The 13,047-nt window shown below is 37.5% G+C and carries 6 protein-coding genes; all 6 read right to left on the bottom strand.

Translation table 11 applies throughout. The features are described 5' to 3' along the window. Positions 1–455: 455 nt before the first annotated feature. The 6 genes from OCV54_RS11420 to OCV54_RS11395 are packed head-to-tail and all read right to left on the bottom strand — an operon-like array spanning position 456 to position 13,029. Entirely contained in the window at positions 456–1,490 is a 1,035-nt protein-coding gene (locus OCV54_RS11420) for a virulence RhuM family protein (RefSeq protein ID WP_172678744.1), read from the bottom strand. Between the two features lie 14 nt (positions 1,491–1,504). Continuing rightward, entirely contained in the window at positions 1,505–2,542 is a 1,038-nt protein-coding gene (gene mcrC / locus OCV54_RS11415) for a 5-methylcytosine-specific restriction endonuclease system specificity protein McrC (RefSeq protein ID WP_055224084.1), read from the bottom strand. Then, positions 2,539–5,025: an AAA family ATPase gene (locus OCV54_RS11410; protein WP_055224082.1), complete on the bottom strand. Its 2,487-nt coding sequence runs from the start codon at positions 5,023–5,025 to the stop codon at positions 2,539–2,541. Before OCV54_RS11410 ends, mcrC begins: the two co-directional genes overlap by 4 nt. A 32-nt stretch (positions 5,026–5,057) precedes the next feature. Next, a complete protein-coding gene (locus tag OCV54_RS11405; RefSeq protein ID WP_242859650.1) occupies positions 5,058–9,050 on the bottom strand; it encodes a type I restriction endonuclease subunit R in 3,993 nt (1,330 codons plus the stop codon). A gap of 12 nt (positions 9,051–9,062) precedes the next feature. After that, entirely contained in the window at positions 9,063–10,271 is a 1,209-nt protein-coding gene (locus tag OCV54_RS11400; RefSeq protein WP_055224080.1) for a restriction endonuclease subunit S, read from the bottom strand. Continuing rightward, on the bottom strand, positions 10,258–13,029 hold the full coding sequence (locus OCV54_RS11395; RefSeq protein WP_055224078.1) for a type I restriction-modification system subunit M: 2,772 nt from the start codon (positions 13,027–13,029) through the stop codon (positions 10,258–10,260). The genes OCV54_RS11400 and OCV54_RS11395 overlap by 14 nt, the downstream gene beginning before the upstream one ends. Positions 13,030–13,047 lie beyond the last annotated feature (18 nt).

Genomic DNA, 13,047 nt, shown 5'->3' with positions numbered 1-13,047 from the left:
TTGCGGACACATTATCCATCAGAGCCACCTAAATACCGCATAAACTCAAGGTTTCTTGCTTATCAAGCATACCATCTCAACATGGCACGATACCTTCTGATTGATGTCAAGCTTTGTGCCCGTTCGCGGAAACATATCCTGTCAAAACGGAAACATGTCCATACCTTCTGAAACCACACATTCACAGCTACAAACAGATGCAATCTGTAGAAAAATTGACATCCATATCAAGGTCTTAACCATCGAAGTCTATGGGAACAAGTCTGTATAAAGCCTTTGCTACCTATATAATGCAAGGCAATTTTACACTGCTGCTCCCTGCCACTGTCTCGACAGTTGAGACAGTGAAGGTCGACTTATATCCTCATAACATGCCGGTGATTATCTCAGATGAGCCCATACACTCGACAAGGTTGAGTTGCCGGATTTCACCGTCTCGACCTGAAATATTGTCCCTATTTCTTTGCGCTTTCTTCCAACTCCAGCATATACCTATCAAAGTCGGACATGAATAATCTGTCTTGGATCACGCGGTATTTTTCAAATTCTGTCTCAGCATGAAGCTTTGCAATTTCCGCTGTCACCTTGCCTGCATCCTGTAAAATACCGTAATCAAACATTTCAATGAAGCTATTGAGCCTTTTTTCCCAATCCTGCATCGTAAGCGGAATGTGCCGTAATGTCATGTTTTCCGCAAAATCCAGGTATGCCGTAACCATACGATTCAGCTGCTTCATTTCATCCTGACTCAGATAATTCTTCGCAATCGTGACATCACTTTTCTTAATCTTTCCATCAGGAGCATCTGCCCAAGTAGTTAATCCCATATGCTCTCTTGTATGGTCAGCTCTTTCTACAATCAGTTCAGCTGCCGTATGACCATGAACTGCGTAATGCATTTTATTCTGAACTGTTGCGTAAAATCTCCTGGTAGTTGCAGAATTCTTATCGTAATCAATGGCTGTGGCATACAGGTCAGTTATTTTCTGATAAAACTTTCTTTCGCTTGCTCGAATTTCACGAATTCGTTCTAACTGCTCATCAAAATACTTTTCTGTCAGATATGTTCCGCGTTTGAGACGCTCGTCATCCATAACCCAGCCTTTGATGGTATAGTCCTTTGCAATTTGATTGACCCATTTACGGAACTGCACCGCACGCTCAGAATTTACCTTAAATCCTACTGCAATGATCATCTCTAAGGAATAATGATTTGTGCTGTAGCTTTTTCCGTCAGCGGCAGTTATTCGAAATTTTCGAATAACTGAATCCTCTTGTAACTCACTGTCCTCAAAGATTTTCTTAATATGATAATTTATAGTGTTAGTGCCGACATCGTACAATGTTGCCATCATCTTCTGTGTCAGCCATATATTCTCATCCTCATAGCGCATCTCAATACTGTCCTGCTGATCGCCAACTGAGGCAACATAGGTCAAGTATTCTGCCGCGCTGGAACGGATGGTAATTTCGTCTTTTTTCTTTTTCAAATAGGAGGCCTCCTTTATAAATCGAAATGCGTTTTTGCTATTGTATTTAGCTGTCCTGCTATTTCATCAAATGGTAAATTCAAATCCAGAGTCCTGACAGTAATCTGGTTTCCACTCATCTGATACACATTATTCGGATATATCTCTTCATCAGTCTTGGCATACAAAAGCATTCCCGAAACCGTATGGTCCTTCTCTCTCAGTTCATATTCCTTGTTTTTCACATAAGTAAAAATCTGATAAAGATTGCCTGAATGAAGTGTATGCTTGTCAAACTGCACCTGTGTGCTGTGCTCATAATACTTTGCGTCAATAATAAGAACTTTCTCACCACTTTGGAGCATGATGTCACTTTGCATCACAGGCAACATAGAGTTTTCTTCATTGTCCAGCTGCCAAGGAATCTGTGATGCATTTGCGGTAAACTGATTTTTAAACTCTTTCCTATAATATTCCAGGATAAACTTCTCATACAATCGACACATTCGCTGCTCGTCTAGAAAGTCCATCAACTTGGTATGCCCATTCGATTGTGTTTGCAATAGACCCTTTACTACCAGGTAGCATATCGAAATTAGCATACGATAAGTCTGGTTATTTCGATTGTACTGAACATTCCAATTTACCGTATACAAATCAATAAAATCCACCTCGCTGAAATACACCATTAACTTTCTAAGATTTTTCTTACGCTGTTTCGATATATTCGAACGAAGGAGAAGTTCAACTGTAGATTTGATGATCCGATTCATGATGCTGTTAACCGAAAACTCATCATATGTACAGATTAGCTGTTTCCGTAACATCGACTGTGTCTTGATGGACTCTGCAATATCAATCTTTCCTCTCAGAGAAGAGAGCGCCTCCGTCTGCAGAATATATTCTTTACCAAGTCCTCTCTTTAGCTGAATCGCGATACCTTTTTCTAAGATAGCCGCCATCAGCTCGCCAGTATTATTAAATTGTTCTGTGGCTATATTCTTATAGCCTTGCTCATTCAATACCTGAAATGCATAGGACAGCATATAATAGATGTTTTGAATCGGTATCACTTAATCGTACTCCTTAGATTTTCGCTCCAATCTTTCACCTTCATAGGTTCATCAAACCAGTATTCTTTCAATAAAGGTATCAACTCATATTCCACAACACCATAAAGCCAACTATCATCAATTGTATCAGGCTGTAAATTACAGAAGTAGCTGTGACCAATACAGAACCCTTCGCCCAGAGATTCATCGACGGAAATCTCTCTATTCAAGCTTTCGACGCAACTGATCAGTTTGTTGAACTTCTCATTATCTAATGCCATGCGGTACTCACGGAACCCCGGAGTCTCAAACCCCGGCTTGATATCAAAGAAAGCAAACCTTCTACGAAGTGCATAATCCAGCATAGCCAGGCTTCTGTCCGCAGTATTCATCATGCCAATAATATAGACATTCTTCGGCACCGCAAACTTTTCATCCGAATACAGAAGCTGTAGCGCATTTCCTCTCTTATCATTTTCAATCAGCATAAACAGCTCGCCAAAGATCTTACTCAGATTGCCGCGATTGATTTCATCTATGATAAAGAAATACTCATTATCACTATCTACCTCGGCCTTCTTGCAGAAATTGTAGAATGCCCCCTTCTTCAGTTCAAATCCTGTAGCAGATGGACGAAAGCCCATAATAAAATCTTCATAGGAATAACTCTGATGGAACTGTACCATCATGACACGCTCTACATCTTTTACACCCATCATAGAATAGGCCAAGCGCTTAGCAGCATATGTTTTTCCTACACCTGGTGCACCCTGCAAGATAATATTTTTCTTATTTCTAAGCAAGCCAACTAATCTGGTATAATTATCTTCAGACATGTACACATCATCCAGGAAATTTTCTGCTGTGTACTCCGGATAGGCAATTTCCTGCTCATCATCTGCAATATCGTCTTCCTCAAACAAAGCCTTAATTTCTTGTACGAAGTCACTATATGGCGTAATATCGGTCAGAGTCTTCTGAGGGGACTGATGATTAATTGTCCAATCGCCCTTGTTCGTCCAATTTACTTTTCTAACATTAGAATATTCATCTGTGCGATCTGCATCATATTCATAATCAGACTCAACAATTCCTTTGCCAAGAATTCCATTATTACCTTTTTTAACGTATACCACGTCGCCAATCTTAATATCATGTACAAACTGCCAAGTAGCATGAGCTGAATTCTTATAGGAACTGCTATCACCGTATTCTTTCTTCATCTGCTGTTTCATTTCATCCTTAGAGCTGAATACTCCAAGATCTCCAATCTCGCCCCAGCCCAGTAGCATATAACCGTTCTTATAACACTCTTCCCATTTATCAGCGTTTTGTCCTGGAGCATAAATCCAGTAATGAACTGTATCGACATCACTATCTGCAAGAGCATCGCTATCATTCGTTTTCTTACTCTTTGCATCAGAGACACCTTTTTTGAAAATATCAGATGCCATCTCCGCTGTTAATTCCACTGATTTGCCTGCTTCAGTAAGTGTCCACACACCTCTTACGCTTTTATCAATATATCCTGCTCCAACGAGATAGTTTCTGGCGAAAGCAACTTCATTTTCAAATTTGTTAACCTTCGTTTTCCCTCTGGTTTCGCTTACTATCTCATCCGACAAATGCTCGTTTTCTATAATTTTCTTTCTCGCTTCTACCGGTGTCGCAGATCCTCCTAAATCGCGTAACGCCTGTAGCAATGGCATAAACCACTTAAGAAATTCTGCTTTCGAAGTCTTTTTACCTTTTTCAGCAGCCTTTTCCTGATTGACTTGCTCAGAGATCACCCAGGCCGTATAGGATAAATCAGGAAAGTTCTTGTATTCATATTCACCTGCATCCAGAGCTTTCTTACACAAATCCTTTATTTCAAGATAATCTGCAGCAAACGGCACTTTCTTAAGCTTCTTCTCGGCTGCGACAACAAACTCGCCAGGCATATTCTGGACATCTGCTATAAACCAGCGGTTTCTGGAATCCAAGTTGATAAATGTATAAGGACGAATCCAATAAAGGCCCATAGTAATATTCCAGCGAATGCAAAGCTGATCATGTACCTTGTCATAAGCCTCGGAGAATTTCTGACGGTTATCCTCTGTGTCATTGTCAGCCAATGCAAGAGCTACCTCAAACAAACTCCACAAGTTATCAATATCATTTGCTTTTCTATCATCCTTAAATCCATAAAACGTAGCCTTTAGATTATTAAGAACCGGAATTCCATCAAAATTGCTCGGCACAGTTGCAGCAATTCCAAACTCTGATGCTATCCCGTTAAGAATAGCAATTCTATTAGCATTTGTTATTCCCTTGTTGAATGTGCCAAAGATGGTGAACGGATCAATATCAATAATCTCATCACCACTTTCAAGTTTCGGAGCACTAATTCCAACAGTGTTATACACCGCATATATTTTCTGAATAAGAGCCTTTCTATCAGTTTTGAAAGGAAGAAGCTTAGTAGCAAACTCTGTATAAAAATCTATCCAATCGTATTGCATTTTCACGATATCTCCTGTTCATCGTTGATATTCTACTTTTTTACTGGCGGCTGGTGAATTAGATGATCTTTTGATTGAACTTTCAATTCTTCATAAATATCATCATAATCAGTCGTCCATTTTAAATGAAGAAGCATATCATATGTTTCATTGTCATCGCCCACTTGACCTTTGGAAGTCATATTCAACGTCAAATCAGCAAGACTAAGCATATGGTTACTAACTCTAAACGGAATATGTATACCTAAACACGCAGATATCACATTTGACTTAGTAAGATTTTCACCCTTCTTCATGTTACTTATTGTTCTGTTATCCAAACCTGTAATACTTCTTAAAAGTCTTGCTGAATAATTACAGATATGTTTATCCATTAGGATATCAAGTGCTGATCCAAATTCTTCACCGTCAATTGCATTTAACATCTCTTTTGACATTTCATTTACTAGCCCATACTGAGATAACAAATCCTCTGTTATAGCGTCATTATAATTAAATGCTTCATCTGCCTTTGATTTTGGAAGTTTCACATAATGCAATGTTCCATCTTTTTCATCCACAATGAATTGTAAGAAACATTCTTCTTCATGTGTCTTTGCATATTCAGTTAATCTTATTTTTCCGTCATCAGTACGTTCCAAGCATTCCGATGTAGCAACGCAAAGTTTATCTTCCACATACGCAAAACATTCTGACTCAATAACACTTTTTACAGCGTTGCTTTCTGAATACCAGTTTTCTAAGGTCTTGTAACTGACCGAAGTTCTTATCTCTCTACCGACATAATCATTATCTGTGAGCTTAACAACTACCACTTTAGGTTTATTGTATTCTCTAGCATCATCAGGTGTATATGCAGAAGTCTGTTCTACTTCAATCACATTTAAATACGGATCTTTTCCGCCAGAGAAAATAAAATCACGTAAGTAATTCTCGCTGTAAATTGGTAATCGTAACGGAACATAGTCATCCTTAAATACCAATCTAAAAAAGTTCTCTGCCTTTGTCTTATTAACTGATTTTTTTAGCTCAGTAAATGTTCCTCGATCATCAATGTTACTTGGAGTTGCGTGACGATCTAGCAATTCTTTAAGCAAAGCATAGTAACATCCAAGACGTCTAACAACACGATTAATTCGTGCATGCTCATCTGCCTTCATATAATCAGTAATATAATCTCTAAACGTTTTGCCTGGAACTAATTTTGCCTGACCACTTTCTACTGCATGAATAAACCTTTCTGCATAGCGCTGCTCTTCCTGTGAAAGCATCGAAAATGATCTATGTAATTCCTTCAGTGCCGCATCGACAACTCCTGGATCGCTATCACCTTGAATCAGCTTGACATACTTATCAAAATTCGAATTCATGTAATTTGCGTCGATCTTTCCGGTATCATATTCTGTAATATGAACATCTATTTCATACGGAACATCTCCACCGGCTCCACCACCGCCACCACGAGTTATCTCTTTATATCTAGCTAATAATGTCAGGTATGTCTGTTCATCGATTAGCATTTTTATAGCATCTTCATTCTGATCCTCATCCGGATAAGAATTCTTATTCCAAGTAAACCCTTGTATAATAGCCGCTTCAAGATGATTCACAAATTTATTAAATTCCTTTGCAAACTTTCCTATCGCTGCATTATCAGCAGGCAACTTTTCAAAATTAACAATACCTGCATTTTTGAATATCTGTTCTATACTTTGGAAAAGAACATTCATATTCCTTAGATTGTTAGGCAATTTATCAACAAACAATCCTGTAGGGACATCACCTGAATATGCCTTTACAGCCGCTTCAATATTCTTCTCCATTGTATTTGGTCTACGATAGTATTTGATAATTCCAAAAGGCTTCTCAGCCATATTGTAAAGTCTGTTTGTACGCGAAAAGGCCTGGATGAGGTTTTCATACTCCATCATCTTATCCAGATATAATGTATTTACAAACTTGGAATCAAATCCAGTAAGCATTTGATTCACTACAATAAGAATATCAATTTGCTCATCCTTACCAATACTATCAAATGGTTTTTTATGGCCCAATCTTAGGCTGACTTCCTTACGAAATTTATCATACGTTGGAATCGTATACTTCTGATTGAAGTGCTTATTATAAGCTTCCAAGATTTCAACAATTCCATCTTCCTTCTCTAAACTTCCACCACCTTCATTATCAATAGTAGGATCAAACATTGCGGTGATGAATAAGTCAGGAAAAGCTTTGACCATCAATCTATAATATTTAACTGCTTCTGGAATACTGCTGGTCGCAAAAATAGCATGAAACTTTCTATTTCTACTGTATAGCATCCATTTCTTTTTTATATCCTGTATTACGCCATCAACATACTCATCTGTTTGGTACTGCTCATTAGGCACAAAATCTTCTATGCCTTTTACATATTTTCCATTTACCAGTTCTCCGTACATCTTGATTTGAGATGAATCCATGTATTTGAGATATACTTTTTCCTTTTTAGGATCGCTAAAAGCATCCTCTGGGTCTTTTGCTTTGGCTTTACTAAGTGCAACCTTCTCTCGCAGATCAGCATCGTCATAAATGCGCACCATATATGGATCGAAGCCAAGAACATTTTTATCCCTGATTCCATCACCTAGAGTATATCTATGAATCTCATCACCAAATATTGTCGGCGTTGTACTGTCTTTTTTTGCATTTAAGTCTTGAATAGGTGTTCCAGTAAATCCAAAGATCAATGCATTTTTGAACGTGTTTTTTATATCTGCAAGCATATCTCCAAACGTAGAACGGTGGCACTCATCAATGATGATAACCATTCTCTTACGCTGAACAATTTTTAAATCTGCCTCTATATTAGCCACGTCTTCCCTTGCGATATTACTCAACTTCTGGATTGATGTAACAATCAAGGTATTATCAGAATCTGGGCTCTTTAATTTCGACATTAAAATATCTGTATTTTCCGTTGCCTGAACAGATTCTGTTCCTGTAGCAAATGAACGGTACTCCTTAAGTGACTGTATTCCTAATTCTTTTCTATCAACCAGAAAAACCACTTTATCTGCATCATGATTAGCAGCAACGAGCTGAGCAGCTTTAAAGCTAGTCATGGTTTTACCACTACCAGTTGTATGCCACACATGACCACCGAGCTGCTTCTTATCATCCCAGTGACTCTTTTTCTCCGCAACAATATTAGCAATTCCGACTGCCGCATAATACTGATAACTTCTCATAACTTTTAATATGCCCTCATCAGTATCTGCAATCGTATAGAAGCCAATTAGCATATGTGCCATTGGAATAGATAAAAACTTTTTAATGAACGTGTACCATTCATTTATAGGATTGTTATTGAAATCAGCCCAATGAAAATAAAAGGCCTTGTTGAACACGCCCTTTTCTCCCGGATTTGCAAAATATACGGATTCCTTAGGTTGCATTGCCACAAAGATCTGTACTAGAGAAAAAATACCTCTAAATACACCTTCATGTGAATATTTTTCTATTTGATTATATGCCTCACTAACCGGAATTCCGCTGCGTTTTAGTTCCAGATGAATGACAGGCATACCATTAATTAACAACATTAAGTCACCTCTTCTGCTGTTGAGAATAGGTGATTTTGTTTTAAACTTCGGCTGCTGAACAATCTGATATCTACTCTGTCCTAATGCAATTTCCTGGCGATCATAAATTTTTAGAGAAATCTCTTTGCCCAGATGAATCGGGTCATTAGGGTTATCACGGGTAATAGATATACTACGCCCATTGATGAACTCATTTAGGGCCATTGGCGATTGTAGATTTCTTACCTGGTCTAAAATCTGAGCCATTTCTCCGGAAGTTAATGGCTGATCATTCAATCGCGTTCCCTGCTTATTATTATTGAATAATATGTTCGCCCAATTCTGAATTAAATCTTCTTCAGATGGATATCTAATAACATCCGATTCCCATCCATGCTCAATGAGGGCTTTTATGACAGCTTCTTCAAAGTCCTTTTCTTCATTAAAAATAATATCTGACAAGTCTATCCCTCCTTATGCGAACATCTTCTGAAGACATCCTTTTTTCATTCTTTTCGTAATCTCAATTTCTTGCTCAGTACATGAAATGAGCTCATCGAGCTCCAACAAAAATCTAGCAATCCTACTTTGCTCTTCCACATTCCTAGGAACTCTAACCACAATTTTACTGAATGCTGGATATTTTAAGTTCCAAGTGTCGGATGTTAGTCCTTGTGAGTTAATTTCAAAAAGATGAATTATCTCTTTCTTCTTAAACATATAAGCAAAGAACTGAGTGTCTATATCTCCTATTGGCTTTACTACAGTATATGCAGGACTTACAATACCTTCGTATGGTGAACGCCCACTTGCTCCTTGCCACATTCTCATTGAGTTATAAGCAATATCACCAATACAAACTCTTTTGTATTTAGATTTGTCAGTATTTGAATTGTCGTGGCGATCTAGTTCAGAAAACTTCTTTATTCCTGAACCAATTGTAACTGATAGTAATTCTCCGTCTGGTAAGCTTTCTAATCGCTCTTCAAAGCACGAACCAAGTGTTCGTTCCTCCCAATCTCCCTGGAATTCAGAAAACCTTATTTCAGGAACAGTAGCACCATCCCTAGGGAACATCTTTTGCAAGCATGATTTCTTCATGTTCTGTAACTTCTCAAGCTTACGCTGGTGAAGGGTGATAAGATTGTCGAGGTTGGCGAAATATTGACCAATGGTCTTTTGCTCTGCCATTGTTTTCGGCATCATCAGTTCCATATTCGCCATTTGTTTTCCTGACACCTCAACGAAAGTTGAGCCAGCTCCGACTGTTTCTCCGTACTGTTTTAATTCCTCTGTTCTTGAGAAAATAAAGTATGAATCTAATTCGCTCTTGTGCGGAACTATGGATTGAAAACCTTGATTAGTACAGCCTTTTTGGGTCAAAATAGCGGTTTTTCCTATTCCGGCACGGGAGGTAAACAACACAGTCCCAACAGGCAGCATTTTTGCTGAACTGTGATTATATCCTTCTTCAGTTATCTTTCGCTGGCTCGAAGTGAGATATATTTGCTCTGCGATTTCAGCAGGAGCATACCAATCAATATCACCATCCCAATAATCTGAAACGCCTGTACTCGGCGTTCCGCCACCAACTATATCAGCCAGTTCTCCGAGCTTACGCTGTTCCCAATCGTCAGTATATCCAGAAAAACGAAGTTTAGGTGTTTTATTATACTTTTTCATTTTTTACCCCCATATACTTCTTAAATTCTGCCAGGCCATCAAGATCATCTTTGCTACCAGATAAACCATCAATCATCTGAATAAGAGAACCAGCTGCAGATTCTTTCTTTACCTCAATATCACTATATGTAGTTGCATATTTTGTATTTAATTTTTTCACTTCTGAAATAAGCGAAGAAATAACATCCGCTGGTAATGTCTCTAGTCCAGATAAAATTGGTCTTATCCATTTCAACTCAAGAAGATATAGTGCTTCATCCTCTTCGAGACTCTTAATTTTATCTATTGTTTCATTTTCTAGCTCTACTTTCTGATTTTTGAGTTTTTTCTTCAAATCACTCTCTTCATCCATCAAAAGCATGACCTGCTTCATTTTCGCCTCTAGTGATTCTTCTGGAAATTCATAATCCATCTGCAATTGTAAAATTCTTGCATTTACTGCAGGTTTTCCAAATGTACCATCCTTATTTGCAGCCATTGTGTTCCAATCAACCACTTTTCTTTCTTCAATATAAGCAAGTTTTTCTTTCTTAGATGAAATCTTTAAATAGTCCTTCAATGCATTGATTTCAGGGCTTTCAACATCAGCCAACGCCTCTACAACATATGCCTTCACTTCTTTTCCGACGAAGGCATTCTTGTCCTCATTTGTAATCTGCAGTTCAAGTTCATCCTCTTCGAGTGACTCTAGTATTTCAGTATAGTAGCCATCAATTTCCACTAATCTATTTTCATTTGATTTTATTTCAGATAATTGTTCGCAGTGGAATACTTCTTGTACAAGCTCAAATGGTAAAATATGACCTTTCCAGCCTTCCTGTACTTCAGTTACCTCATCCTCATCTTCCTTCATTTTCTTTACTACCATATTAGGATCAACCTGGAATATAGCATCAAATCCCTCTCCCTGGATCATTTCTAAATCTGAAGTGATTGTCTCCCAATTTTCAGATAGAATCTGAAATGCCTTGTATTGATCAACTAATTTAATATTTGACGTTCTACTAAAAATATCTGTACATACATCTTCTTTAAGACTTTGAGCATTAACATCAAGGATATCTTCTATCAAGCAATCCTTTAAATGCTCTCCAAATCCCCTGAAAATATAATGATATTTTGCAATATAATCAGAGACAGATACAAAATTAGATACCGCACTTTCTACATCATCTACTATAACTCTAGAATAATTAGCTGAAAGAGCACTAAAAATTTCCTCTCGTAGCCCCGGAAACGCATCCCAATACTTATGAAGACCTTCTATTTCCATATTAGGAATTCCGCCAAACATAATGGAATGGATATCCCATGGTTCTTCATCATCAGATGAATCAACATATCTCGGAATATTCAAATTATATTCATTTTCCCGTATCTCTTCCTTTGTAACTAATTTTGAAAATTTTGTCACAGATTTTCTAGCCTTCAAGGTATCAACTATTTCACGAATGTCTCTTGCACGTAATTTATTATTTTTGCCGACCTTCTCATATTTTTTTGATGCATCAATAATCAAGACATCTGAATCTGCTCTTATTCTTTTCAAAACCATAATAATTGTAGGTATACCAGTTCCAAAGAAAATATTAGCTGGTAAACCAATAATTGCCTCTATATGGTTTCGCTCAATCAAAGTCTCACGTATCTTTTCTTCTTCTCCGCCTCTAAATAAAACACCATGTGGCAATACAATAGTCATAATTCCATCATCCTCTAAATGATAGAGTTCGTGAAGTAAAAATGCATAATCTGCTTTTGCCTTTGGTGCAACTCCAAATTCTTTAAATCTAGGATCAAATTCTTTATTCTTCGGATCCCATTTCTGTGAATATGGAGGATTTGAAACTACTGCATCAACTTTAACTAACGAATATGTCTCGTCTTTGTTTTCATCTGTTTCAAAAAATGGCCAGTCATCTTCCAAAGTATCGCCGTTTCTAACATTGATATTAGCTGGATTAATTCCTCGCATAACCAAATTCATACGAGTTAAGTTATAGGTATTCTCCTTCAATTCTTGCGCATAATAATCAATCTTGTTCTCGCCTTCGATATATTGAGCCATAGATGCTCCAATATTAATGAGCAATGAGCCTGAACCTGATGTAGGATCATAGATTTTAATATGCTCTCTATCCTTAAGATGGTTGGCCACAATTTCAGACATCAACACTGAAACTTCATGTGGTGTATAAAACTCTCCTGCTTTCTTTCCAGCGTTAGCTGCAAACATGCTGATGAGATACTCATAAATAAACCCTAAAACATCATAGTCTTGCTTTCCATCCATCGGAATTCTTTTTATTAGTTTAAGAAGCGCCTTTATTGATTTGGTCTGCTTTGTTGATGTTTCACCTAACTTTGAAAGGCCACTCTGCAACGTCTTAAATATATTCTCAAATAATTTCTTATATGTCGGTTCGATATTGGCATCAAAATTACTCAATGCATCTCTTACATCAGATACATCAAAATCATCGCCTTTAGAAAGCCATGATGAGAATAAGTCCTCATAAGCAATAAAATATCCAATATTCTCACTAATGTGCTTCACAAGTTTCTCGTCATCTGCTGTCACTTTTTTAATATCCTCGTCAGAATATTTTTCTCCTTTCAGGAAAGAAATTTCACGATCTGAAAGATATTTATAGAACATAAATCCAAGAATATAGTCCTTATATTCATTTGCCTCTATCTTTGATCTCATCTGATTGGCTGACTGCCAAATAGTAGATGCTAATTGTTGTTTATTCATCTATTTTTACCTCCTGCC

Origin of the sequence: Coprococcus aceti, assembly GCF_025567285.1 — a bacterium.
Classification (GTDB): domain Bacteria; phylum Bacillota; class Clostridia; order Lachnospirales; family Lachnospiraceae; genus Coprococcus; species Coprococcus aceti.
Note: the sequence above shows the minus strand (reverse complement) of the source record. Positions and strands in the feature narration are given on the sequence as shown.